Genomic DNA, 24,128 nt, shown 5'->3' with positions numbered 1-24,128 from the left:
CCTTTCAGTGCTTCCGGTTCCTGCGGCGCAGGCCCTTGAGAAGTGCGATGGCACCGGCGGCGACGAGCAGAGCTGCTCCGCCGATGAGGTAGATCTGGCTTCCGGTTCCACCCGTGAGCGGCAGCGCCACTCGGGGCTTCTGCTCGTTGGTGTACGACCCGAGCTTCTTGTCGAGATCGGATCCGGAGACCGTGAACGTGTGGGGTGTGTCGTCGAGGATGTATCCGGCCGGGGCCTTCTTCTCCGTCAGCGTGTAGTCGCCCCACTTGAGGTCGGCAACCGAGAACTTGCCCGCTGCCGGATCCTTGTCAGCTCCGGAGCAGTCACTCGCCGAGGCGGCCACGCAGTCCTCGACGTCGACTGCGGATCCGTCCGGTCCGGTCAGGGTCCATACCGATCCCTTGAGAGCTGTTCCGGATTCGTCGGTCTTGCCCCAGGTCACGGCACCGGTTTTCGCGGTGTTCGTGATGGTGCAGGTGACGTCGTCGCCGGACTTCAGGGTCACGGAGCTCTTGTCAGAGGTGACGACTCCGGAGCCGGAGGTCGGCTTGCACACCCAGTCGGAGGCCTCGTAGCCCTTCGGAGTACCCGCCTCGGACAGTGAGTACTTGCCGGCCTTGACCTTAGCCTTCGTGACTTCGGTCGATCCGGTCTTGCCTTCGATCGTCTTGTTTCCTGAAGCGGTGTCACCAGCTGCCTTGAGTGTCCAGTCGGTGTCCTTGGCGGTGCCGGCGGCGGCCTTGTTGTCGACCTTCTTCACCAGGGTCAGCGCGGTGTCGCTGACCTTGTTGACGTAGGCGCAGTCGACGTTGTCGCCCGGCTTGATTCCGGTGAGATCGGTGCTCTTGTCGCTGGTGAGCTTCTTCGTGTCCTTCGACCCGTCGAGATGGGTGATTTCGCAGGAGCCGCTCTTGAACTCGAAGCCGTCCTGTTGGGTTTCGGAGATCGCAACCGTGGCCCGGCCGGTGGTCTTCGAGAACTTCAGTCCCCACTTCGCATTGCCGTTCGCGTCGGTCTTCTGCGTGGCGGCCGTGGGCGTCGAGGTCACCGAGTCGGTGGTGGCGGTGGCTTTCGCACCGACTGTCCAGTCCTTACCCGGCTTCTTGTTCTCACCGTTCTCGTCAACGACGTCCTTGTGGATCGAGACGTTGGCAGTCAGCGGAGCATTCTTGATTGTGCAGATCACGGCATCACCCTGACCCACAGCCGGAATCTTCACAGATCCTGACGTGGCTTTGCCCGAAGCCAAGACTTTCTGGCTCCCTTCAACAGCGCAGGAATATTCGCTGTAGTAGTCGTCAAGATTTGTATCGGACGTACCCGCCGTCTCTGAGAAGTCGATTGTGACACCGCGCTTGGCAGGGAGCGGGCCTACAGTACCGACCTGCTGCGGGCCAGTGCCAGTACCCGTAGTTGTACCAGTTGCCAGCGGTGATCCATTTTGCTCAAGGTTCAGCGTGAACTGGTCTCCGGCTTTCGCTCGCCCGTCCTGAATATTCTTCTGCAAAGTGATAGTTGCAGGAGAGGAACACGACGCGAGATCTGTGCTGCCGGTGTCACCGACCCAGTCCCAGACCACTCTCCAGCCAAGGAGCCCTTCTCTGTGAGTCCCTGCGAAGAACTGACTCTCGTTGGACCAATCTGGAGTGTCCCAAGCGGAAACAGTGGACTCGGCACCCAGGTATCCTGCGCCGTTTTCGTCGAAGGCAACGCCGTTCACATTGCTTGTGGTAGTGCGCTCCTTGGAGTCTCCTGCAATGATTTCATTACTCTCGCCACTGCCCGCCTCCAAGCTCGTGGAAGTCACGGAGAAGATGGTGGTCTTTTGCCCAACACCCCGGACGACAAAGAGGTTTCCCGACGAGTCGAAGGCGATATCGCCGTTTGATGCATTGCTTGCACTCGCGCTTGTGTTGATCCACCCTTTCGAAGCAATGTTGCCTGAATCCGGGTCGTACACGAACAGTCGAAACTTCTTTCCGTCTGCGGTATAACCCCCGAAGTAGAACAACCCGCTTTTGAGGTTCACCGCCCCGCCGATGAACGCAACGTCGCTCGACTTCTTCTTTTGCGTCGAAGACCACTGACCAGTTGACGTATCAAACCGATAGATCTCGACTGTCTCACCACCCGAGCCATTACTTGAGCGGTTGTAAGCGTAGACGGCCGACCCCGTCTTACCGATCCCCAAACCATTGAACTTGCCGACGCCACTCGCGGGGTTGCCGACGTCGCTTGATACACCCCCTGCGGCCTTCCGCAGCTGTCCCTTTCCCGAAACGGAGTAGACCACATCAGGCTCACAGCTGATCGAAACAGGTGCAGCCTGGGCCGGTGCAGCCGGCAACATCACGGCACCACCGGCGGCGACCATGAGCACAGCTGTGAGTGCAGCCCACCAGGCGCGCACGCGCAGACCTAACCGGGTCATACATTCCTCATTTCGAAGTCGAGCATGGTGTTTCAGCTCGCTTCGAGTCCCTGGCTGCGCACGTCAGAGTGCGATCAGGTCAGGGGATGGGGAGAGAGGAGCTGGTCGAACTCTTTTAACTTATGTAGTTGAGCAGTCATTGACATTGCTCAGGCCCCGGGCTTCAGCAATAGTCGGGTAGTCCACGTCCATCTGAGTAGTTTCGGTTTCGACTACTCAGTAGTTCGAATTTCAATTACCGAAGCATCTGCCTGACGCCCATCCCCCGCAGGTAGAAGCACGAATTCACCCGTTCGGCTGATCCGCTCACGCCGGTCTCCACATAGCGTTGAAGCATGATCACCTTGGAGAACATCAACCGCAGCTTCGGCGACAAGCAGGTGCTGCACGACCTCAGCTTCGACATCGGCGACAGCCGGATGACCGGTTTCGTCGGCTCGAACGGCTCGGGCAAGACCACGACTATGCGGATCCTCCTCGGCGTTCTCGCCACGGACTCCGGCCGCATCCTCGTCGACGGTGATCCGATCACCGCACATCACCGCAGTGCGATCGGCTACATGCCCGAGGAGCGAGGTCTCTACCCGAAGATGCCGATCATCGATCAGCTCGTCTACCTCGCCCGCTTCCACAGCCTCACCCGCCAAGCGGCGATGAAGCGCGGCCTCGACCTTCTCGAGCAGCTCGACCTCAAGGGCGAACCCACCGATACTCTCGAATCGGTCAGCCTCGGCAATCAGCAGAAGGTCCAGATCGCTGCGGCGCTAATCCACGACCCGCAAGCCCTCGTCCTCGACGAACCGTTCTCCGGCCTCGATCCTGCAGCCGTCGAACGCACCCTCGGCGTCCTCACCGCCTTCGCCTCCTCCGGCGCCCCAGTGCTCCAGCCACCAGCTCGACCTCGTCGAACGCCTCGTCGACGATCTCGTCATCATCAACGACGGCCGCCTCGTCGCAGCAGGCACCACCGCGGAACTGCGCCGGCAGCGCAGTCTGCCCGAGTGGACGCTGCAGACCGATGCCGACCTCGGCTGGGTGCGTGGTCTGCCCGATATCTCCGTCGTCGAGCTCGACGGCAATTGGGTCCGGTTCACGGCCCCGAATGCCGATGCCGCCGAGGCGGTCCTGCGCAAAGCGCTCACCGTCTCCTCGGTGGCGTCCTTCGCTCCGCACGACGTTGCCCTCAACCGTCTCTTCCAGGAGGTCACGCAGGCATGAGCACCACCGAAACGACCACCGCCGCCGACGGCACTCAAGCAGCCCGCGCCGGCAGCAGCCGAGCCGAATTCACCACCGCGATCGGACTCGTCATCGAACGAGGCAAAAGCCCTGATCACCTCCGAGGAGGTCGAATCCGCCGTCGTCGAATCGGAGGATTCGCCGACCGGGGTGGCGGTGCTGTCCCTCCTGAGGTCGAACTCCTCGACCCCGACGCCCCGGACCCGGCTCTCACCTACTTCATCGGACTCGGGCTCGGGCTGGTGTTCTTCATGGCCGCGATGACATTCGGGAACACGATCGCCTCGTCCGTGGTGGAGGAGAAGCAGTCGCGGATCGTCGAGATCCTGCTCGCGTCCACCTCGGCGCGGGTGCTCATGTTCGGCAAGGTCATCGCGTGCACGATCCTCGCCTTCGCACAGATCGGACTCACCGCGATCGCGGTCCTCGCCGGGGCCGCCGCCAGCGGAAACGACCTGGTACTGGGCAAGGTCGCCGAACCGATCGCCTGGTTCATTCCGCTCTTCGTCATCGGCTTCGTCATGGTCGCCGCCCTCTACGCGGCCGCGGCATCGATGGTCTCGCGCACCGAGGATCTGCCGTCGACGAGCACGCCGATCATGATGCTCATCTTTCTGCCCTATATGGGAGTCATCATCTTCTCGTCGAACGAAACGGTGATGGCGGTGCTGCCCTACATTCCGTTCCCCGCGGCGGTGGCAGTGCCGATGCGAGTCTTCCTCGGCACCATCGCCTGGTGGGAGCCGCTGGTATCTCTGCTCATCCTCATCGTCACCACCCTGCTCGCGCTGCTGCTGGCCACGAGGATCTTCGAGCGCTCGATCCTCAAGTCGGGACCGAAGCTGACGTGGGGTCAGGCGCTCAAGAAGTGACCGTCTGAGCGCTGCGACCTGCAAAGGCTTACAGCCAGCCGTTCTCGGACGCGATCCGTGCGGCATCGGCACGGTTGCGGGCGTTCGTCTTCCCGATCGCCGACGACAGGCGGTTCCGCACGGTGCCGGCTGACAGATAGAGCTGGGCGCCCACCTCGTCGACGCTCGCCCCGTCGGCGGCCGCGCGCAGCACATCGGTCTCCCTCGCAGGCAGCGGTGACGCCCCGTGCATCGTTCCGTAGGCCGGGGTGAAGGGGGCGATCGTCTGCAGGGTGTCCGGCCAGATCGCCAGCGGGACGAAGAGTCCGCCGATGAGGGAGAGGATGCCGAGGACCATGCTGGCGACCTGAATCGCGTTCTCCGCCGGCAGCAGGTAGCCGAGCATGACGCCGAAGGCCGCGAACACTCCTGAGGTGAGGATGACGAGCAGCCCCGAGGCGATGAGGGTGCCCAGCGGTGCGTGGACGCCGGTGAGCGACGCAAGGACGAAGACGACGATGACGGACACCGCGCCGAGGGCCATGGACACGATCACCTCGATGAGGATGTAGGCCGCCGGGTGCAAGGGAGTCAGTGCCAGCTGTCGGCTCCAGCCCAGCGCCCGTTCGATCGCGACCTGAGCGCCGCCGGTGGCCGTGGCGATCATCGCCCCGTATGTGGCCAGGGACACCGAGATGTAGAGCGCGGCGTTCGTGCTCCTGTGAGGGCCGGGTCCGGCAGCAGTGCCATGGCGAACCGCAGTCGCTGCTTCTGTCCGCCCGAGCACTTCTTGACCACCGAGCCTGCGATATCGGCGATCCCGGCGCGTTCGAGGACAACGTCGGTGTCGAGGGAGGAAGCGAAGATCGCGGACGTGTAGTCGACGGTTTCACGGACGGTGAGGTCATCGGGCAGACCGCCGGTCTGCAGGACGGAGCTGACTTTGCCGGGACGGATGGAGAGATCGAGGCCGTCGACGGCCCGCAGGTCGCCGAAGCTCTTGGTCAGATGGGTGAGATTGACCGCAGGCTGTATGTCGGTCGCCGTCTGCGGGTGAGGGGTATGAGTCTGCGGGTGAGGGACTGTGTTGAGCGCTGTCGATGAAGTCATGTTCACAGACTAGAAATCCGCAGTCACCTGCACAGATGCCATTTCTCACCGAGGCAGGGGTGCCATTTGTCACTGGTTCCTGCGGTGGGCGCGACACGTAACGACGAGAATTCATCGAGTTAACTCAGGCTTCACATTCCCTCCACTCAACTTGTGAAAATGCTGAGTAAGTTGGGTGGCGATTGCTCGCACTCGTCGCTCACACGCCCGTTCGTGAACTGCCGCCGCCATCTCTCTGACCACGGCGGATTCACGCCCCCAGTGAGCGCCTGTGCCTCTCTACGAAAGGACAGCACATGGCCAAGAGAACACTGCGTCTCGCTGCGGCGACCGGCGCACTCAGCCTCGCACTCTTCGGATACGCCGGCCCCGCCCAGGCTGCGGGAATCGATGAACCCGGCGGCGCCCGTCAACTCGACGGAGACAACACTGACGTCATCCGCGATGCCGTCGAGGATTCGAGCGCGAAGAACGTCATCCTCCTCATCGGCGACGGCATGGGCGATTCGGAGATCACCGCCGCCCGCAACTACGCGAAGGGCGCCCACGGACGCTTCGACGGTCTCGATGAGCTGCCTCTGACCGGGCAGTACACGACGTACGCGGTGGACAAGGACACCGGCAAGCCGGACTACGTCACCGACTCCGCGGCGAGCGCGACCGGCTGGTCCTCGGGCACGAAGACCTACAACGGTGCGCTGGGCGTCGACCGCAAGGGCAACCCGCACAAGACCCTCATCGAAATGGCTCGCGCGAAGGGCATGAAGACCGGCGACGTCTCCACTGCGGAGATCCAGGACGCTACTCCTGCCGCGCAGCTCTCCCACATCAGCCTCCGCGGCTGCTACGGGCCCGAGGAGACGAGCAAGGACTGCTCCGGTGAGGCGCTGGAGAACGGCGGCCTCGGGTCGATCAGCGAGCAGATCCTCAACGCTCGCGCCGATGTCACGCTCGGCGGCGGTTCGACCTCCTTCGAGCAGAAGGCCAAAGCCGGTGACTGGAAGGACAAGACGCTGCGTGAGCAGGCGGAGGACCGCGGCTACCAGCTCGTCGACGATTCCGGCTCACTCGAATCCGTCACCGAGGCGAACCAGGATTCGCCGGTGCTCGGTCTCTTCACGGAGGGCAATTTCCCCGTTCGCTGGGAGGGACCGAAGGCCACTCACGGAGGCGCCACCGAACCCGCAGTGAAGTGCACGAACAACCCGGAGCGCACCTCAGAGGTTCCGAAGCTCGATCAGCTGACGAATAAGGCCGTCGACCTGCTCGACAACGACAAAGGCTTCTTCCTCCAGGTCGAGGGAGCAAGCATCGACAAGCAGGATCACGCAGCCAACCCGTGCGGTCAGATCGGTGAGACCGTCGACCTCGACGAGGCGGTCAAGACAGCCCTCGACTTCGCCAAGAAGGACGGCGAGACCCTCGTCATCACCACCGCCGATCACGCTCACACGAGCCAGATCGTATCCACCGGCATGGACACTCCGGGACTCACTCGAACGCTGACCACCGCCGACGGCACCGACATGACCATGAACTACGCGACCGCAGACGAAGAGGAGTCGCAGGGTCACACCGGCACACAGATCCGCATCGCCGCCTACGGCCCGGGTGCGGCCAACGTCGTCGGACTGACCGACCAGACGGACATGCACCACACGATCGCCGACGGCCTGGGACTCGATCCCGACGCAGAGGTTCCCGGTGACCCGGGCGACGACGCGAACGGCAACGACGATGCAGCCGGAACCGATGACACAAACGGCTCGGACGATGCGAACGGCTCCAACGGCTCCTCCGATGCCGGCGGCAATGACGGTTCCGCAGGTGCCCAGGACTCGAACGGATCCGACGACTCCGACGGCTCCTCCGATGCCGCGGGCGGCGGTTCCGGCGCGAACGGCGGTTCCGGCGCGAACGGCGGTTCCGAGGGAGGCGAAGGAAATGCCTCCTCCGGCGGCGGAAACGAAGGTCCGGGGCTGGCCGGCGGTGGCGGCGGGACCCTGCCGCGCACCGGCGTCGAGATCGGTGCCGCGATATTCTTCGGCGTGGCCGCGATCATCGGCGGATCGGCCCTGGTCCGCATGGCCAAGCGCCGCGGGTTCCTCCCCGCCTGAGCCGTGGGTGAGGCTCCACCGCCTCACTGCTCCACCTCAGCTCCACCGCGCCATCTGAGTCACTGCGTGTGAGCGCGAACGATGCCGGATGCTTCCAGGGAAGCGTCCGGCGTCGTTCGTGCTGCGCACAGGTTCCCGTGGCAGAGTGAGTCCATGGACCCCGTGGATCTGCCTCTGACCACCGACCGTTTGCGTCTGCGCCCCTATGTCGAATCCGACGCCGAGGCACAGCTGCGGATTCTCTCCCGCGAGGACGTCTCCCGGTTCCTCCTCCAGGATCCCTGGACCGCCGAGGTGGCCGAGACCCAGATCGCCAAACGCATTCCGCGGACAGGCCTCGAGACCGAGTCCCGTGCCCTGGCGCTGGTCATCGAGACTGCCGACGGACTCGATTCGCTTGAGGGATCACGGGTCATCGGTGACATCGCGCTCTGGCTCGAAGACGGCAGTGAAGAGAAGGCGGAGATCGGGTGGATCCTCGATCCGGCAGCCGGTGGCCACGGCTTCGCCACGGAGGCGGCCATCGCCGTGCTCAACGTCGCCTTCGACCATTACGGTCTCCATCGGGTGTTCGCGCAGATGGATGCCCGGAACACCGCCTCGGCGAAGCTGGCTCAGAGGATCGCCATGCGTCAGGAAGCCCACCTGCGCAAGGACTGGTGGTCGAAGGGCGAATGGACCGACACCCTCATCTTCGGGATGCTCGCAAGCGACCGCCAGACAGCCTGAGTGATCTCTGACTCATTGCCCCAACCCGCAGAGAATGCCATCCGACCGGTATGAGATTCTGAGACGTGCGTTGGGGGCCGAGACAGAGTACGAGTTCGAAGTGTGGCCTCGTGCAGTCGAGAGAAGAGGACCGAGGACACCGATGGCTCCAGCCGACAGGAACGGCAACGAGGCGCTCCCCGCGAACGATCGCGCCGACGAACGCGCTGACGACAACGGGGAGAACGCAGGCCTGCGGCGCGGCCTGACCGCCCGCCATATCCGATTCATGGCCCTCGGCTCGGCTATCGGCACTGGCCTCTTCATGGGGTCATCGGAATCAATCCAAGCCGCCGGACCTGCGGTCCTGCTCGCCTACATCATCGGCGGCGCAGCTGTGTTCATGGTCATGCGAGCACTTGGCGAACTCGTCGTCCGCCACCCCGTCTCCGGGTCCTTCGGACAGTTCGCCTCCAGCTATATCCACCCCTTCGCCGGGTTTCTCGTCGGTTGGACCTTCGCCTTCGAAATGGTCCTTGTCGCCGTCTTCGACGCCACCGCGATCGGCGTCTACATGGGCTTCTGGTTCCCGGATGTGCCCCGGTGGATCTGGGTGCTCGCCGTCGTGTTCTTCATCGCCGCGATCAACATGCTGGGAGTCAAAGTCTTCGGTGAGCTCGAATTCTGGTTTGCGCTCATTAAAATCGCCGCGATAGTCGCCCTCATCGTCGCAGGTGTGGCCATCATCGTCTTCGGCTTCGGTATCGCCGACCATGACCAGATGGGACCGCAGTCGCTGTTCGACAACGGCGGCTTCTTCCCCAACGGAATCTGGGGTCTGCTGTCGTCGTTCACCATCGTCATGTTCGCCTTCGGCGGCGTCGAAATCATCGGCGTCACCGCTGGTGAGGCCCAGAACCCGAAGAAAGTGATCCCGGCCGCCATCAACTCGGTGCCGTTGCGCATCCTCCTCTTCTACGTCCTCACCCTCGGCGTCATCATGTGCATCCTGCCGTGGAATCAGATCACCTCCGAGATCAGCCCCTTCGTCGCGATCTTCGACTCCGTCGGCTTCACCGCGGCCGCCGCCGTCCTCCAGGTCGTCCTCGTCACAGCGGCCCTGTCGGCCATGAACGCCGATATCTTCGGTGCCGGACGGATGCTCCACGGTCTCGCCGAACAGGGTCAGGCCCCACGGTCCTTCGCCCGCACCTCCCGCAACGGCGTGCCGGTGATGACCGTGATCACGATGATCGTCGCGCTGCTGGCAGGCGTCGTCCTCAACTACCTCTACCCCGACCAGGCCCTGTTCCTCCTCGGTGCCTTGGCCACCTTCGCGACGCTGCTGGTGTGGCTGATCGTCCTCGCCGCTCATCTGCGGATGAAACGTGTGATCGCCGAGGAGGCTCGTCCTCCCAGCGAATTCCCCGTCCCGCTGTGGCCGGTGGGTTCATGGATCACGGTGGCGTTCATCATCTTCGTCGTCGTCATGGTCGGCATCGTCCCCGATTCGCGGCCGGCCCTGTGGGTCGGTCTGCTCTGGGTCGCAGCGCTGTGGCTGTGCTATCTCGCCTTCGTCCGCGGCGAAGGACGCCGACCCCACGAACTCAGTGACCGCACCGAACCCCTGAGGTTCCGAACGAACTGATATCTCAGTTCGTGTCGGTACCGCCGCCACTTCTCACGGCCTCCGGCGACGGTTTGGTCTACCGTTGCCGTTCGCGTTCCGGGAGAGCAGATCGTGTGGTGTCGTGTCCGCGATGATCGCGCCCTCCCGCATCAGCAGCAGCCGGTGACAGCGCGTGGCCTCATCCATGACGTGGCTCGAGACGAGCAGGGTCGTCCCCTCCTCGGCGAGCGCCCGCCCCCGGAAGACGCTCCACAGATCATTGCGCAGCACGGAGTCGAGTCCCTCGGTCGATTCGTCGAAGATGCGCAGGTCCGGAGATCCGAGCACCGCCGCCGCTAAGGGCACCCGATTGGCCTGACCGCCCGAGAGCGTCCTGGCCAACTGATCGGCCGACGGTCCGTCGACCCCTCCGGATCGACCGCCCTCGTGCTGCCACCGACTTATTCATCAAGTGCTGAATATGACATTCGAGGGGGCTCTGGTCAAGGGTTCTCACGGCGAGATTTCATGACTGTCGTCCAGTCACCGATGAGCGGTGCCTGTGCGGCCGACGTTCGGGCTCACATCGAGTCGCCGACTCCACCGAGATGGTCCTGCACCGCCGGCGCCAAGCGCGCAGTAAGATCGTCGACCGGCATCGATGCCAGCGGTTCGAGTTCGAGGACATGGCGAAACATGAGCGCACCCGCCATCGTCCGGGACGTCCAAAGCCGAGCGGATGATGCGGTCCGGCCGCACGGGAAGCTTGACGACTTCCGCGAAGAGGCCGGCGAGCGTCACTGCCGCTTTCCTTAGGTGGGCGCCCCCTCCGGCGGGGCCCCGGCTTCACATCCGCCATGCTCCCCAGAGTATCGTGAGGCCCAGCTGCAAAAGGTCTGCACAACGGTCCTCCGAACCGAGCAAAGGTCTGGGAAACGGGCCTCTGTTTGGTCAGAACCACCTCGGCGGGGGTCCTAGCGTGGATGTAGCAGCAGTCGTATGAAAGGTTTTTCGGTTCACATGTTCAGGCAGTCGTCGAAGTTGGCCAATGTCCTCTATGACATTCGAGGACCCGTCCTCGAAGAGGCCCAGGCGATGGAAGCCGCCGGGCACACGATCCTCAAGCTCAACATCGGCAACCCTGCCCCCTTCGGATTCGAAGCCCCCGAAGCGATCGTCCAGGACATCGCCGCGAACCTGCCCGTGACGCAGGGCTATTCCGACTCCCGGGGAATCCTCTCCGCCCGCCGCGCCGTCGTCCAGTACTACGAGACCCGCGGCATCCACAATCTCGGCACCGACGAGGTCTTCCTCGGCAACGGGGTCAGCGAACTCATCACGTTGAGCCTGCAGGCCCTGTGCAATCCCAACGACGAGATCCTCGTACCCGGGCCCGACTACCCGCTGTGGACCGCCTCGGTGGCACTGTCCGGCGGCACCCCCGTCCACTACCGCTGCGCGGAAGAAGCCGCCTGGCAGCCGGACCTGGACGACCTCGAGTCCCGGATCACCGAACGCACCCGCGGAATCGTCGTCATCAACCCGAACAACCCGACCGGTGCGGTGTACTCGAAGGAGACGCTGCAGAAGATCGCGGAAATCGCACGCCGCCACGGCCTCATCGTCTTCTCCGACGAGATCTACGAGAAGATCACCTACAACGGCGTCGAACTGGTCAACATGGCCACCCTCACCGGCGACGACGTTCTGTGCCTGACCTTCTCCGGACTCTCGAAGGCCTACCGGGTCGCCGGCTACCGATCCGGCTGGCTGGCGATCACCGGACCGCTCGACGAGGCGCACAGCTACCTCGAGGGCATCAAGCTGCTCGCGAATATGCGCATGTGCTCGAACGTCCCGGCCCAGCACGCGATCCAAGCGGCCCTGGGCGGGAAGCAGTCGATCGACGACCTCGTTCTGCCGACCGGCCGCCTCGGCGCGCAGATGCAGGTCGCCTACGAGGGGCTCAATTCGATCGACGGCGTCTCGGCTCACCGGGCCGACGGTGCGCTGTACATGTTCGCGAAGCTCGATGTCGAGAAGTTCGGCATCACCGATGACGAGCAGTTCGCCCTCGACCTGCTGCGCGAACAGAAGATCCTCGTCTCCCACGGCACGGCCTTCAACTGGCCCAAGCCCGACCACTTCCGACTCGTCACCCTGCCCTCCGTCGAGGTGCTCACCGAGGCGATCGAACGCCTCGACACGTTCCTCTCCGGCTACCGGCAGGTCGCTCCGACGACGTGCGAGCTGCCCGTGGTGCGCGAAACCGAGCATGCGGGAGCACCTGCAGCCGGCTGACGGCCACGACCGCTCAGGCGAAGCACCCGCCCGATGCCGGGTGCGGCGGAGGCACCGAGCCCCTGCGACACTGGTCTCATGACAGGGATCGATGATGAGTCGGGGACCGTGTCCGCCACCGCCGTGGCCGACATCGTCAGAGACCTCTCCCGCGGGATAGATCTCAACCGGTCGGCCCTATCCGACGGCCTCGAGGACCACCCCGACCTCATCGACTCCTTTTCCGATCTGTCGGCGACCATGACCCGGTGGAAGCAGAAAGATCGCGAGCGTTCGGCCCTTCTGGAGAGCGCCTCGGAGCTCATCCGTGTGCGAGACACCGAGAAGCTGTTGCAGAAGCTCGTCGACCGTGCCCGAACACTCATCGGATGCGATATCGCCTACCTCTCCCAGTACTATCCAGAGACCGACGACCTGCGTGTTCAGGCAAGTCGCGGAGCGATCTCGGCGAATCTCAAAGAACTGCGAGTGCCTCCCGGCGTCGGACTGGCAGGACAGGTCGTGCGTGATCGCGCCGCACAGTGGACGTCAAACTACGATCTGACCCGACTGCCTCACGAAAGACGCGTCGACTCCGCGGTGAAGGCCGAGCGCATGGAATCACTCCTCGGAGTGCCGATGGTCGTCGACGGCGAAGTCCTCGGCGCCCTCTTCGCGGCCAACCGCTACCCACATGACTTCACCACCGACGAGATCACCCTGCTGTCGGCTCTCGCGGACCACGCTTCCGTGGTGCTGAAGACGGCGCAGCTGATGGGAGACCTCGCAGAGGCGGCCCAAGCCTCCGCGGAGGCCGAGGAGACGGCAGCCGCGCAGGCCAGCACCCTCCAACGGCTCGTCGAAGTCGAGGAGCAGCTGACGCAACTCGTCCTGCAGGGACAAGGAGTCCCCGCAGTTCTCGACGCCATCTCCGAATTGCTCGAGGCCGACGCGATCGTCGTCGACAGCGGACGTCTCGGCTCTTCGAGCTTCCCCGCCGATGAGGCGTTCTTCGACGGCATCACGGTGGACGATGCGGACGTCCGAACGGCACTGAGTCACAGTCGGTCGACAGGCCGAAGCGCGCAGGTCGCTGGTGCACAGCACATGTACGTCGCCTCGGTGGCGTCCCACCGCCGACAGCACAGCGCACTGTTCGTGCGTTTCAACGACGAACCGGCGGACGGCGACGCGAACATCGTCGCCCAGGCGGCGCAGACGCTCGCGCTCATCCGAATGAACGAACAAGCCCGGGCTGATGCCGAGAACCGAGTCCGTGGAGAACTCGCAGTCGACATCATTGCCGGCACTCGTGATCTCAGTGAGCTCGAAGCCCGTTCCCGAACCGGCAGCTTCAGCCTCTCCGGACCCTGGAGACTCATGACGATTCAGGGCGACATCGAAAACGATGACCGCATCGCCGCTCGCCTGGTCCGGGTCGAGCCGCGCATTCTCATGACGCAGCGATCCCCCGGGATCACGGTGCTCCTGCCCAGCGCCGTGATCCGCGACAGGCCCACCCTGGACACCCTGTTCGAAGAGTCGGGCGCCCTCGAAAGTTCGCTGGTGATCATCTCCGACACCGATTACGACAGGAAGCAGCTGCGCACTGCCGAGGACGAAATGTGGTCGTGCATCCGCATCCTCAATTCCCTCGGCATCAGCGAAGGAATCTTTCCCCCGGAGGATTTCGCGCCTTACACCGCAATGTTCGGCACCGCGCCGGAGCAGACGGAGATATTCATGCAACGGATGCTCGAGCCGCTGCGCCGATGGGACCGAACCCATTCAGCCGAGCTGATCTCGACTCTGCGGGAGTATTTCGAGTCCGGCATGAGCATCCGCCGAACCGCGACTCAGATGTCAGTGCATGTCAACACCGTCAAGCAACGACTGGAGAGAGCCGATCTCGTGCTCGGTCAGGAGTGGAGGACACCGGAGCGGGCGTTCCGCCTCCAGGTCGCGCTCCGCCTCGACAAGTTGAAGTCATCCTTCTAAGCCTCTATGTCTGGAATAGCCAAAGCTGCGCGATATTCACATCCGAAAAGGACATGGCAGATTCACGCGTGCATTGTTTAACTGATCTCTGCGGAGAAACTCCGACCGACAGCCTATGTCGGCCAATGACGACCTGACTGGAGATAGACGATGGCAGTGAACAGCCGAATTGCCGACTTCCGAAACATGTCGGTCGGTGATCGCAGGAAAGCCGTCGCAGCCTCGACTGGGCTCGACGCCCAACTGTTCAGCCAGCTCGATGCGGATGCCTTCGGTCCCGAAGACGCCGCCAACCTCAGCGAGAACATCTTCGGCGTGTTCTCGCTTCCTCTCGGCGCAGCCACCAACTTCACGATCAACGGCACCGACGTGCTCGTACCCATGGCGACCGAAGAGGCCTCGGTCATCGCCGCCGCCAGCAACGCAGCACGAATGGCACGTCCGCACGGCGGTTTCTTCACAAGCTCGACCGAGCCCGTCATGCAGGCACAGATCCAGCTCATCAACGTGGCGGACCCGCAGGCCACGCGCGCACGTGTCCTCGAACGCCAAGCAGAGATCATCGACCTGGCCAATGCGCAGGACCCCAAGCTCGTCGAGGTCGGTGGCGGAGTCAAGGGCCTCGAGGTCCGCCTCGTCGAGGCGAGGACGACGACGTATGTTCTCGTCCACCTGCTCGTCGATGTCCGAGACGCAATGGGGGCGAATGCGGTCAACACGATGGCTGAGGCGGTCTCCGGAACCGTGGCGGCGATCGCCGGAGGAGACGCACTGCTGCGCATCCTCACCAACAAGGCGGACCGTCGACTGTCTCGGGCTCGGGCCGTCTTCGACAGGGAGCTGCTCGGCGGAGACCAGGTCATCGACAACATCCTCCATGCCTACGAACTCGCCGCAGCCGATCCCTATCGAGCGGCCACTCACAACAAGGGCATCATGAACGGCATCTCCGCGGTTGTCCTAGCCACCGGGAACGATACGCGTGCGGTCGAGGCCGGAGCGCACTCCCATGCGCTCGTCGACGGCCGCTATTCTTCCCTCTCGGCGTTCGAGAGGAATGCCGACGGCGACCTCGTCGGCACCCTCGAGATGCCCATGCCGGTCGGCCTCGTCGGGGGCGCCACCAAGGTCCATCCCGCCGCGCGCACAGCACTGCAGATCGCCGAAGTGGCGAGCGCACAGGATCTCGCCGAGATGATCGTCGCGGCCGGCTTGGCGCAGAACCTCGCGGCGCTGCGAGTTCTCGCCACCGAGGGTGTGCAGCGCGGACACATGTCACTGCATGCGAAGAACCTCGCGGCCTCTGCCGGAGCGAACGCCGAGGAGACCGCGATCATCGTGGACCGCCTGGTCGAAGAGAAGGCATTTCGGTTCGACAGGGTCCAGTCAATCCTCGACGAACTCCGCTCCGGTGTGGCGCAATGACGGCACAGCTTCCACAGCGGTTCGCGCCATCGAATCTGCCGACTGAGGTCAGTGTCTGCGAGGTCAGCGCTCGAGATGGTCTGCAGTCGCAAGCACGCACGCTTCCTGTCTCAACCCGGCTCGAACTGATCCGGCGGCTCTCCGATGCCGGCCTGAAGACCATCGAAGCCGGAAGCTTCGTCTCTCCGCGGGCCGTTCCCCAGATGGCCGACACACGATCGGTGCTCGCAGGCCTCGACCTGAACTCCGAAATCGCGTTCCCCGTCCTCGTCCCGAATCGAAGGGGTCTCGATGATGCCGTTGCAGCGGGAACGAAAGACGCCTCGGTCTTCATCAGCGTCACCGAATCGTTCGCCCAGGCCAACCTCGGCGGTTCCCTCAATCACACCACAGACCGCTGCATCGAGGTGGCACGCGCAGCAACAGCGGCGGGGATGCGGGTGCGGGGCTATCTGTCGATGGTCTTCGGGGACCCCTGGGAAGGCGCGGTCGATCCTGAGCGCGTCGCCACGGCTGCGCGTCGCCTCGTCGATGCCGGCTGCCTGACGATCTCGCTCGGCGATACCATCGGAACCGCGACTCCCGGTCATGTGACCGCTGTTCTTGATAGCCTGGTCGGCGCCGGGATTCCGATCGATCGGATCGCCCTGCACACCCACAACACCTATGGCCAGGCGCTTGCGAATGTCTACTCCGCGCTTCAAGCAGGTGTCAGTCAGTTCGACGCATCGGCAGGAGGGATCGGTGGCTGCCCCTTCGCCCGCACCGCCACGGGAAACCTGGCCACCGAAGATCTCCTCTGGATGCTCCAGGGTCTGGGCATCTCCACCGGCGTCGACATCGACGCCGTGGCGACGGTCAGCCAGTGGCTGGGCGAACAGCTCGGCATTCCGCTTCCATCCGCAACATCATCGGCCGTCCTCGGCCGGTAGTTCCATCGTTCACGTTCCCGACAGCCGTCGGCCGACAGAAGGCAGGCAATGATGCCGCAATTGCTCGAGGTGTGGAATGACACCGTCGACCCCAGACATCTCATCGGCGGTATCGCCATAGCCGTCGGGACAGCAGTCCCGGCCTACCTCATCGCCGATCATCTCTTCGCCGCCGGAGGCGATGAAGCGCTGGGTCACTCCTATGCTCTTCTCGTCGGCATCGTCGGCTGCATCGTCGGGGCCGTGATCTCCGGGTTTCTGTTCAAACCCAAGAGAGTGATCACCACCTCGGCGGCCGACACGCGCAACCGGCAGGAGATCATCGACGAGGTCGTCGAGGAATACGGGGATCTCGGCGACCCCCGCGACCTCGGCCCGGCGGTTCAGGCAGAAGTCCGAGCCCTCGGTCTCTTCGACGCCCTCGTCGACAACCATGAGGCACGCGCCCAAGAGAACGGTGGGCACCAGTGACCGCGGAACTCATCGAACCAGTCCTGTGGGCCGTCGGGATGGCGCTTCTCTCCGGGGTGCTCTTCACCGGAATCGGACTGATCTCGGGCACGGACGAGACGGCGATCGTGGCACCGCTGGCGCTGCTTGTCATCCTCATCGGGGTGCCTCCCGCCGGGGTGCTCGCGTTCTTCCTCGCCGCGATCATTGCCAAACACATCTCCCACGCCGTACCGACGACTCTCCTCGGAATCCCCGGTGACACCACAGCGGTGCCGATGCTGCGTGAGGCGCAGCTGCTGAGGTCGCTCGGAATCCCGCATGTCGCACTGCAGAAGGCGATCTCCGGTGGAGTCGTCTCAGTTGCCATTGCCATTCCGCTGTCGATCGTGTTCGCCCTCGTACTCACTCCTTTCGCCGAGGCGATCGGCGCTGCCGCTCCCTGGATCTTCATCGCCGCGGCCGTCCTCGTCGCCTACACCTCGAAGGGCAGACTCGCTGCGGTTGCGGGGCTCGTCCCGTTCGTCCTGCTCATCGTCGGCCTGCAGGCCTTCATCATGGAGCAGAAGGAAGCGACCTTCACCACTTCGTTCTTCCTCGGCATCGCCACCGGGCCGCTCATCTTCGACCTGTTCGCTGCGCTCTCCCCCGCCGGACGCCGCTCGATGCAGCAGTCGGGCAAGCGGGAGTTCAATCTTGCTCCCGACGTCCGGCCCGCAGGGGGATCGAGGATACCGAACCCCTTCAAGGTGCTGACCGGAAAGCAACTGGCGTATACCAGCGGTTCTGCGGCGATCACCAGCGCGACCTTTGTCTTCTCCCCCGTGGCCATGGCGGTGCTCATGGGCGAGATCGTCGGAAGCCGGGTCAAGAACGGGTATGAACGACTCACCACCGTCATCACTGTCCGCAACGGAACCACAGAGTCGACCTATATCGCCGAGACTCTCATCCCGCTCATCGCGATCGGCTTGCCCCTGTCACCGATGGCGGCCGGTCCTGCAGGGCCGCTGTTCAACGCTCCCCCCGTCTACACCCTCGATGCCGAAGCGGGAACGACGAACAATCTCCACGACCTGCTCACGACTGGTCAGTTCGCTCTCTTCGCCGTCATCGCGGCGATCATCGCCGTCGCCATCGCCTACCCCTTCGTGATGACGAACGCTCACCGAGCGGCGACCTGGGTGATGAAGTCGGTCTCCCACGAAGCGATCATCGCCGGCTTCGCCGCGCTAATCTGCGTCATCTGCCTCTATGAAGGCGGACTGCTCGCGCTCGGAGTGACGATCACCGTCGGACTCGTCGGGGGACTGTTCAACCGAATGATCGGCATGCACGCCGGCGTCCAGTTCATGGGCTACTACGTCGCTGTGCTCACCGTGCCCGCGATCCTCGCGCTGTGAAAGGCCGGCTCACCGCCACTGCCGGGTGACGGTACGGACGTCGGCGACCACCTCGGCGATGGCGGAATTGTGCGCATCGACGATCGGATCGTGACGGGCAAGCCCCTGCGGTCGCGAGGACCGGGAGACGAGCAGAACGTCACGACGGCAGTCGCTGAGCGGCATCGGGATGACGGTGATGTCCGGGTCGGTCGACAGCGATGATTCGGGAATCATCGCCACCGCCAAACCGGCCGAGATCATCCGGTTGATGGCCGCATAGTCGTCCATCCGCATCCCCACCCGCGGCTCGAAGCCCGCGGACAGACAGAAGGAGCGGACCACCTCGTCGATGGCGTCACCGGGGTCGATGCTGAATGCCCAGGTCTGGGACACCAACGCCGTGAGGTCCGGTCGGCCATGGTCGTCCACGCCGATCGGCCCGATCGAGCGCGGCACGCACAGGAACAGCCTCTCCGAATACAAGTGGGCGGCGGTCAGCGTCGCCGGGATCCACGTGCGGTCGAGATCGGTCGACACGAGCAGCGCGAGGTCGAGGTCACCGGACTCGAGCCGGGAGACGAGCTTCGCGTGCTCGTCCATCGTCACATCCAGGGCCGCGGTGAGTACGTCGGTCCGGTCACCGGCGACCGCCTCGTCACGGGTCTGCCACCTCGGGCGAGCCTGCAGCTGATCGTGGAGGCGCGGGATGACGCGAGCACCGACGGTGGGCACGGCCCCGATGCGCACCGGCACGGCCTGAGATTCCCGCCAGAGAGCCACCTCGGCGCCGAGGCGCTGGCACAGTCCGAGGATCTCCACGGCTCGGGTCACTACGAGGCTGCCCACGGTCGTCGGCTGTGATCCGCGCGGTGTGCGATCGAGCAGAGTAGCGCCGAGGACCCGCTCGAGATTGCGCAGATGATGATTGACCGTCGGCTGGCTCCACTGCAGCGCGGCAGCGGCCGCGGCGACGGATCCGGTGTCGGCCACGGCGCGCAGAGCGGTGAGGCCGCGGGTGTCCAGAGGTTCCATTGATCTCCCCCATTGAGTTCTATACTGACTATAGAGCAACAGAGGAAAGTTGCTATTCTCACGTACCTGCTCGCCTCCTTAATCTGGACGCATGACCGTGCACCAGGACTCCCCCATGCCCCCGGCCCCGCACTCCTCCTCGGGGTCGCCGATGCATCCTGCCCTCACGCAGTCACGCGCGCCCTATGCCGAAGCTCTGGCGCACGCCGCCGACCGCAATTCGCTGTTCCTGTCCACCCCCGGACACGGAGGCACGACCGAGGGCATCTCCGCAGGTCAAGCCGAATTCTTCGGCGAGCACACCCTCTCCCTGGACATCCCCCCGCTCTTCGACGGAATCGACCTCGGCGTCGACACCCCGAAGGACGAAGCCCTGCAATTAGCGGCCGAGGCCTGGGGCGCCCGCCGCACCTGGTTCCTCACCAACGGCTCCTCGCAGGGCAACCGCATGGCCGCCCTGGCAATCGGCACCCTCGGGTCCGGAGTCGTCGCCCAGCGCAGCGCGCATTCGAGCTTCATCGACGGCATCGTGCTGGCCGGGCTCAACCCCGGCTTCGTCTACCCCAACGTCGACGAAGTCAACGGCATCGCCCACGGCGTCACCCCCGACGCCCTGCGCCTGGCCATCCGCAATCACCCCGAGCCGGTGACCGCCGTCTACCTCGTGACCCCGAGCTACTTCGGTGCTGTGGCCGACGTCGAAGCCCTCGCCGAGGCGGCCCACGAAGCAGGCGCGGCACTGATCGTCGACGCCGCCTGGGGTGCCCACTTCGGCTTCCACCCTGACCTGCCGGCCTCCCCCGTCACCCAGGGCGCCGACATCGTCATCATGAGCACGCACAAACTCGCAGGCTCGCTCACCCAGTCCGCGCTCCTCCACCTCGGCGACACCGAATTCGCCGATCGCCTCGAACCGGCGCTGGCCCGGGCCTTTATGATGACCGCTTCGACGAGCGAGAACGCCCATCTCATGGCTTCGATCGACCTTGCGCGCCGCGCACTCATGACCTCGACCGAGGCGATCACGGATTCGCTGGAGAACATCCGCCACATCCGTGCGCAGATCGAAGCCACCGACCGCTACCACCTGCTGTCCGGCGAGTTTCTCGGTCATGCCGACGTCGTCGACATCGACCCGTTCCGCCTGCCCATCGACATCACAGCCACCGGACTCGACGGCCACACGGTGCGCAAACGCCTCGCCGAGGAGTTCGACATCTTCCCCGAGATGTCGACAGCGACCACCCTCGTCGCCCTCATCGGCATCGGAAAGTCCCCGGACATCGGCCGCCTCATCGACGCCTTGGAGACCATGCGCCTCGAGACCGCGGACTCCGACACGGCGACGCGCCCTGCAGCCGCCCTCCCGCCGCTGCCGACGGCCGGCCGGTTGGCCATGACCCCGCGTGAGGCGTATTTCGCCGATTCCGAACTCGTCACCGCCGCCGAGGCGGTCGGACGAGTGAGCGTGAGCTCGCTGGCAGCGTACCCGCCCGGGATCCCCAATGTCCTGCCCGGCGAGGAGGTCACCGCCGACACCGTCGACTTCCTCCAGGCCGTGGCAGCGAGCCCGTCCGGCCACGTCCGCGGCGCCGTCGATCCCGGCCTCGAGACCTATCGGGTCGTCAGGAACTGATCTCCGCAGTCACCGTCCGCTCCATGTCCGCCGGTCTCAGCTGACAACGCCATTGGACAAGTGACACTGCGAATTAGGCAACTTCTTTCTTGCGTATTTTCTGGACCACTGGATGATTTTCAACGAAGGCAACTGCCCTCGGGCGCGTTCGGCGTGAACTGTGTCACACTTTTTATTGACACTCCCTGAGTACCAAGCAAGGATATTCGGCATTGTCGAAATCCGACAGCAACTGCCGCGCAGAGTTCGCACCATTCCGGCGACTCGGCCCTGCAACTTGCCCAGCAGCAGCTGAAACGAGGAACCACTGATGTCAGAAGGCCACGACAGACCCGCGCAGAAAGACAAGAAGCCGACCCGCAAAGAACGGCGTGCAATAAAGAAGCAGAAGCGGTTCGAGGCCGATGACTGCATCGTCGTCGAAACCAAATCGATCCGCACCGCCATCGGCGGCACCACGGTCGGCAACTTCATGGAATGGTTCGACTTCGGCGTCTACGGGTACCTGGCCGTGACGATGACCTCCGTCTTCACCGAAGGCATGGACCGACAGATGGGTCTGCTCGTGACCCTCCTCGGCTTTGCCGTGTCCTTCCTCGTCCGCCCGCTCGGCGGCATGGTGCTCGGACCGCTGGGTGACAAGATCGGCCGCCAGAAGGTCCTGTTCTTCACGATGGCCACGATGGCCACCGCCACCGCCCTCATCGGCGTCCTGCCCACCGCGGCCCAGGTCGGCCTGTGGGTGATCGTCCCCCTCTACCTGCTCAAGATGATCCAGGGCTTCTCCACCGGCGGCGAGTACGCCGGTGCCACCACGTATGTCTCGGAGTTCGCTCCGGACAAGTCCCGCGGCTACTGGGCCTCGTGGCTCGATGTCGGCTCGTACCTGGGCTTCGCCGCCGGTGCCGGAACCGTGGCTCTCACGACCGTGATCACTACGTCCATCAACGGCGAGAACGCCATGCTCGACGGCGGCTGGAGGATCCCGTTCCTCATCGCCATCCCGCTCGGCGCCGTCGCCATCTGGTTCCGTCTGAAGATCCCGGAGACCCCGAGCTTCGAATCGAGCGAGGAAGCCGGCCGCGACGTCAAGGTCAAAGACGACAAGTACGCCCGCCACGGCCTCATCGGCGTCATCCGCCACTTCTGGAAAGAGATCCTCATCGGCATCGCCGTCGTCGCAGGCTCGCAGACGGTCGGCTACGCGCTGACGAGCTTCATGCCCACCTACCTGGAGGAGACCGTCAAGGTCTCAAACGTCCAGGCGGCCGTGGCCACGATCCCGGTTCTCGTCATCATGTCGCTGTGCCTGCCGCTCATCGGCAAGCTCTCCGACAAGATGGGCCGCAAGTTCGTCTTCCTGGCAGCAGCCATCATGACGATCGTCCTCATTGTTCCCGCGTTCGCCGTCATGCAGATCGGCGAGATGTGGGCAGTGATCGTGGCTCTGTTCATGATCGCCCTGCCCGCCGGCTTCTACATCGCCTGCCTGGCCTCGACGCTGCCGGCGCTGTTCCCGACCGCCTCGCGCTACGGTGCGATGGGCCTGACGTTCAACCTCGGGGTCTCTCTGTTCGGCGGCACCACGCCGCTGTTCGCCCAGGCGCTCATCGATGTCACCGGCAACTCGTACATGCCCGCGTTCTACATCATGTTCTTCTCGGTGGTCGCACTCGTCGCCGTGCTGCTCATGAAGGAATCGGCGCACCGGCCGCTGCCGGGCTCGTTCCCGACGGTGAACACCCACGAGGAGGCCGAGGAACTGGCTCGCACCCAGGCCGACAACCCGGACATGGACATCGAGTCCATGCCGATCGTCGACATCGACCCCGACAAGGCACCCGCCTGATCGAGGTGAGAACCTGATCGGCTGCGATGCCTGATCGAGTGCAACGACGCTGGGCCGTCCCGTTTCGGTGCGCCCCAGCGCCGTTTCGTCGTTTCTCGGTGCGGTTCGTGGGCGTGGGCAGGCAGCCAAGGGTCTTTTGGCACTGTCATCTCTGAACTGCTCACGTTCCTCCGGGTGCAGTTGAGAAAAAGGTGTACCGATTCGCCGCAGCGGGCTTCAGCCGTCGGCTTTGGCCGGGACGCGTTTGAAGAAGTAGAGGTTCGCCGTGACGAGGTCGGCCGCCTCGGCGGCGTCCCCGGACTCGATGAGGTCGACGATCCTCGGCAGCTCGCGAGCGGACTCGACCGCGATAGCCCCGATCTGATCCTGGCGTCGGTAGAGGCGCGACTGATCGCGCAGGCGCAGGCTGATCGCCGCGGCGCGCCCGCCGAGGCCGTGCTCGAGCAGAGCCTCATGGAACCTGCGGTCCTGCGTATAGAACTCGGCGAAGTCGCCGGCCTCGGCCGCGTCCACGGTCGCCTCGGCGAGTTCGCGCAGTCGGACGATCGCCTCGGATTTGGTCGTTGCCTCGCCGGTCTCGGTCACCGACCCGTCCGTCACCGACCCGTCCGTCACCGACCCGTCCGTCACCGCCTGTACGCCGTCAGCATTCAGGACATGACCGACGATGTCATCGCTGCCGGCCTCTGCCAGACTGCGGGCAGCGGGGACAGCGAGGAGAACGCGGATGGCGATGATCTCCTCGAGGTCCGCCTCGGTGATGGTGACCAGACGGAAGCCGCGATTGGGCACGGCTTCGACGGTCCCCTCGGTCACGAGCGCCATCATCGCCTCGCGCACCGGGCTGAGTGAGATGCCGAGCTGCTTGGCCAGGCCCGCGGCCGAATAGATGCGATCCTCGGCGAGCTCACCTGAGGTGATGGCATCGCGGATGATGCCCAATGCCTGCTCGCGCAGCGATTCGGCCTGCGGTCTCACTCGCTCCATCGCACACTCCCCTTCGAATCGTGGTCGCCGACTATTGACAGCATAACCGCGAGATCGCACCATTGAACTAAGTAGTCGGTAACCGATTA

18 protein-coding genes and 2 pseudogenes are annotated in these 24,128 nt (G+C 64.3%); 13 read left to right on the top strand and 7 right to left on the bottom strand.

The window, feature by feature from the left end; translation table 11 throughout:
• Positions 1 to 4 precede the first annotated feature (4 nt).
• Entirely contained in the window at positions 5 to 2,350 is a 2,346-nt protein-coding gene (locus HK353_RS17175) for a SpaA isopeptide-forming pilin-related protein (RefSeq protein ID WP_245396047.1), read from the bottom strand.
• Between the two features lie 416 nt (positions 2,351 to 2,766).
• On the opposite strand from HK353_RS17175, the pseudogene HK353_RS14420 reads away from it, so the two are divergent.
• Together HK353_RS14420 and HK353_RS14415 are read left to right on the top strand one after the other, a co-directional pair.
• A pseudogene (locus HK353_RS14420) lies at positions 2,767 to 3,649 on the top strand (ABC transporter ATP-binding protein).
• Positions 3,646 to 4,542: an ABC transporter permease gene (locus HK353_RS14415; protein WP_342589948.1), complete on the top strand. Its 897-nt coding sequence runs from the start codon at positions 3,646 to 3,648 to the stop codon at positions 4,540 to 4,542. Before HK353_RS14420 ends, HK353_RS14415 begins: the two are co-directional and overlap by 4 nt.
• Positions 4,543 to 4,570: 28 nt before the next feature.
• Here the strand turns inward: HK353_RS14415 and HK353_RS14410 are convergent, their stop codons facing one another.
• Positions 4,571 to 5,212, bottom strand: a complete 642-nt coding sequence (locus HK353_RS14410) for an ABC transporter permease (protein ID WP_342589947.1) — start codon at positions 5,210 to 5,212, stop codon at positions 4,571 to 4,573.
• Positions 5,185 to 5,631, bottom strand: coding sequence for an ATP-binding cassette domain-containing protein (locus HK353_RS14405; protein WP_245396038.1), 447 nt, complete (start codon positions 5,629 to 5,631; stop codon positions 5,185 to 5,187). Before HK353_RS14405 ends, HK353_RS14410 begins: the two co-directional genes overlap by 28 nt.
• Positions 5,632 to 5,927: 296 nt before the next feature.
• On the opposite strand from HK353_RS14405, the gene phoA reads away from it, so the two are divergent.
• The 3 genes from phoA to HK353_RS14390 all read left to right on the top strand — a co-directional run bounded on the left by phoA (position 5,928) and on the right by HK353_RS14390 (position 10,104).
• Positions 5,928 to 7,748, top strand: coding sequence for an alkaline phosphatase (gene phoA / locus HK353_RS14400; RefSeq protein ID WP_173157223.1), 1,821 nt, complete (start codon positions 5,928 to 5,930; stop codon positions 7,746 to 7,748).
• A gap of 153 nt (positions 7,749 to 7,901) precedes the next feature.
• Positions 7,902 to 8,477: a GNAT family N-acetyltransferase gene (locus tag HK353_RS14395; protein WP_173157221.1), complete on the top strand. Its 576-nt coding sequence runs from the start codon at positions 7,902 to 7,904 to the stop codon at positions 8,475 to 8,477.
• Between the two features lie 142 nt (positions 8,478 to 8,619).
• Positions 8,620 to 10,104 (top strand): amino acid permease, encoded by a 1,485-nt coding sequence (locus tag HK353_RS14390; protein ID WP_173157219.1) that lies wholly within the window; start codon positions 8,620 to 8,622, stop codon positions 10,102 to 10,104.
• Positions 10,105 to 10,137: 33 nt separating this feature from the next.
• On the opposite strand, the pseudogene HK353_RS14385 reads toward HK353_RS14390, so the two are convergent.
• Positions 10,138 to 10,476 (bottom strand): annotated as a pseudogene (locus tag HK353_RS14385) (ATP-binding cassette domain-containing protein); the annotation flags it as partial.
• A gap of 170 nt (positions 10,477 to 10,646) precedes the next feature.
• Positions 10,647 to 10,778: a TetR/AcrR family transcriptional regulator gene (locus HK353_RS17625; RefSeq protein WP_173157215.1), complete on the bottom strand. Its 132-nt coding sequence runs from the start codon at positions 10,776 to 10,778 to the stop codon at positions 10,647 to 10,649.
• Positions 10,779 to 11,085: 307 nt separating this feature from the next.
• Between HK353_RS17625 and HK353_RS14375 the strand changes: the two genes are divergently transcribed.
• The 6 genes from HK353_RS14375 (at position 11,086) to HK353_RS14350 (ending at position 18,553) form a co-directional block, all read left to right on the top strand.
• Entirely contained in the window at positions 11,086 to 12,366 is a 1,281-nt protein-coding gene (locus HK353_RS14375) for a pyridoxal phosphate-dependent aminotransferase (protein WP_173157213.1), read from the top strand.
• Between the two features lie 78 nt (positions 12,367 to 12,444).
• Positions 12,445 to 14,343, top strand: coding sequence for a helix-turn-helix domain-containing protein (locus HK353_RS14370; protein ID WP_173157211.1), 1,899 nt, complete (start codon positions 12,445 to 12,447; stop codon positions 14,341 to 14,343).
• A gap of 150 nt (positions 14,344 to 14,493) precedes the next feature.
• The gene (locus tag HK353_RS14365) at positions 14,494 to 15,768 is read left to right on the top strand and encodes a hydroxymethylglutaryl-CoA reductase, degradative (protein ID WP_173157209.1); all 1,275 of its coding nucleotides are present in this window, start codon (positions 14,494 to 14,496) and stop codon (positions 15,766 to 15,768) included.
• Positions 15,765 to 16,700 carry a hydroxymethylglutaryl-CoA lyase gene (locus HK353_RS14360; protein ID WP_173157207.1) on the top strand — a complete coding sequence of 312 codons (936 nt, stop codon included), beginning with the start codon at positions 15,765 to 15,767 and terminating at the stop codon, positions 16,698 to 16,700. The genes HK353_RS14365 and HK353_RS14360 overlap by 4 nt, the downstream gene beginning before the upstream one ends.
• 48 nt (positions 16,701 to 16,748) lie before the next feature.
• Positions 16,749 to 17,171 (top strand): hypothetical protein, encoded by a 423-nt coding sequence (locus HK353_RS14355; RefSeq protein WP_173157205.1) that lies wholly within the window; start codon positions 16,749 to 16,751, stop codon positions 17,169 to 17,171.
• Positions 17,168 to 18,553 carry a tripartite tricarboxylate transporter permease gene (locus HK353_RS14350; RefSeq protein WP_173157203.1) on the top strand — a complete coding sequence of 462 codons (1,386 nt, stop codon included), beginning with the start codon at positions 17,168 to 17,170 and terminating at the stop codon, positions 18,551 to 18,553. The genes HK353_RS14355 and HK353_RS14350 overlap by 4 nt, the downstream gene beginning before the upstream one ends.
• Positions 18,554 to 18,562: 9 nt before the next feature.
• Here the strand turns inward: HK353_RS14350 and HK353_RS14345 are convergent, their stop codons facing one another.
• Positions 18,563 to 19,567, bottom strand: a complete 1,005-nt coding sequence (locus HK353_RS14345) for a LysR family transcriptional regulator (protein WP_173157201.1) — start codon at positions 19,565 to 19,567, stop codon at positions 18,563 to 18,565.
• A gap of 91 nt (positions 19,568 to 19,658) precedes the next feature.
• Between HK353_RS14345 and HK353_RS14340 the strand changes: the two genes are divergently transcribed.
• Together HK353_RS14340 and HK353_RS14335 are read left to right on the top strand one after the other, a co-directional pair.
• The gene (locus tag HK353_RS14340) at positions 19,659 to 21,203 is read left to right on the top strand and encodes an aminotransferase class I/II-fold pyridoxal phosphate-dependent enzyme (RefSeq protein WP_342589946.1); all 1,545 of its coding nucleotides are present in this window, start codon (positions 19,659 to 19,661) and stop codon (positions 21,201 to 21,203) included.
• A 310-nt stretch (positions 21,204 to 21,513) separates the two neighbouring features.
• Positions 21,514 to 23,052, top strand: coding sequence for an MFS transporter (locus HK353_RS14335; RefSeq protein WP_173157199.1), 1,539 nt, complete (start codon positions 21,514 to 21,516; stop codon positions 23,050 to 23,052).
• A gap of 216 nt (positions 23,053 to 23,268) precedes the next feature.
• Here the strand turns inward: HK353_RS14335 and HK353_RS14330 are convergent, their stop codons facing one another.
• Positions 23,269 to 24,039 carry a GntR family transcriptional regulator gene (locus tag HK353_RS14330; protein ID WP_245396037.1) on the bottom strand — a complete coding sequence of 257 codons (771 nt, stop codon included), beginning with the start codon at positions 24,037 to 24,039 and terminating at the stop codon, positions 23,269 to 23,271.
• Between the last annotated feature and the right edge of the window lie 89 nt (positions 24,040 to 24,128).

Source organism: Brevibacterium permense (genome assembly GCF_013280495.1).
GTDB classification, from domain to species: Bacteria; Actinomycetota; Actinomycetes; order Actinomycetales; family Brevibacteriaceae; genus Brevibacterium; species Brevibacterium permense.
The sequence above is the reverse complement of the archived record's forward strand: the minus strand, read 5'-3'. Positions and strand labels throughout refer to the sequence as shown.

Excerpts from the sequence above, each read along its gene's own strand:
- HK353_RS14375 (WP_173157213.1), top strand. The coding sequence starts at position 11,086 with ATGTTCAGGCAGTCGTCGAAGTTGGCCAATGTCCTCTATGACATTCGA.
- HK353_RS14335 (WP_173157199.1), top strand. The coding sequence starts at position 21,514 with ATGTCAGAAGGCCACGACAGACCCGCGCAGAAAGACAAGAAGCCGACC.
- HK353_RS17625 (WP_173157215.1), bottom strand. The coding sequence starts at position 10,778 with ATGGCGGGTGCGCTCATGTTTCGCCATGTCCTCGAACTCGAACCGCTG.
- HK353_RS14345 (WP_173157201.1), bottom strand. The coding sequence starts at position 19,567 with ATGGAACCTCTGGACACCCGCGGCCTCACCGCTCTGCGCGCCGTGGCC.
- HK353_RS14360 (WP_173157207.1), top strand. The coding sequence starts at position 15,765 with ATGACGGCACAGCTTCCACAGCGGTTCGCGCCATCGAATCTGCCGACT.
- HK353_RS14330 (WP_245396037.1), bottom strand. The coding sequence starts at position 24,039 with ATGGAGCGAGTGAGACCGCAGGCCGAATCGCTGCGCGAGCAGGCATTG.
- HK353_RS14365 (WP_173157209.1), top strand. The coding sequence starts at position 14,494 with ATGGCAGTGAACAGCCGAATTGCCGACTTCCGAAACATGTCGGTCGGT.
- HK353_RS14415 (WP_342589948.1), top strand. The coding sequence starts at position 3,646 with ATGAGCACCACCGAAACGACCACCGCCGCCGACGGCACTCAAGCAGCC.
- HK353_RS17175 (WP_245396047.1), bottom strand. The coding sequence starts at position 2,350 with ATGTTGCCGGCTGCACCGGCCCAGGCTGCACCTGTTTCGATCAGCTGT.
- HK353_RS14405 (WP_245396038.1), bottom strand. The coding sequence starts at position 5,631 with ATGACTTCATCGACAGCGCTCAACACAGTCCCTCACCCGCAGACTCAT.
- HK353_RS14395 (WP_173157221.1), top strand. The coding sequence starts at position 7,902 with ATGGACCCCGTGGATCTGCCTCTGACCACCGACCGTTTGCGTCTGCGC.
- HK353_RS14390 (WP_173157219.1), top strand. The coding sequence starts at position 8,620 with ATGGCTCCAGCCGACAGGAACGGCAACGAGGCGCTCCCCGCGAACGAT.
- phoA (WP_173157223.1), top strand. The coding sequence starts at position 5,928 with ATGGCCAAGAGAACACTGCGTCTCGCTGCGGCGACCGGCGCACTCAGC.
- HK353_RS14370 (WP_173157211.1), top strand. The coding sequence starts at position 12,445 with ATGACAGGGATCGATGATGAGTCGGGGACCGTGTCCGCCACCGCCGTG.
- HK353_RS14355 (WP_173157205.1), top strand. The coding sequence starts at position 16,749 with ATGATGCCGCAATTGCTCGAGGTGTGGAATGACACCGTCGACCCCAGA.
- HK353_RS14340 (WP_342589946.1), top strand. The coding sequence starts at position 19,659 with ATGACCGTGCACCAGGACTCCCCCATGCCCCCGGCCCCGCACTCCTCC.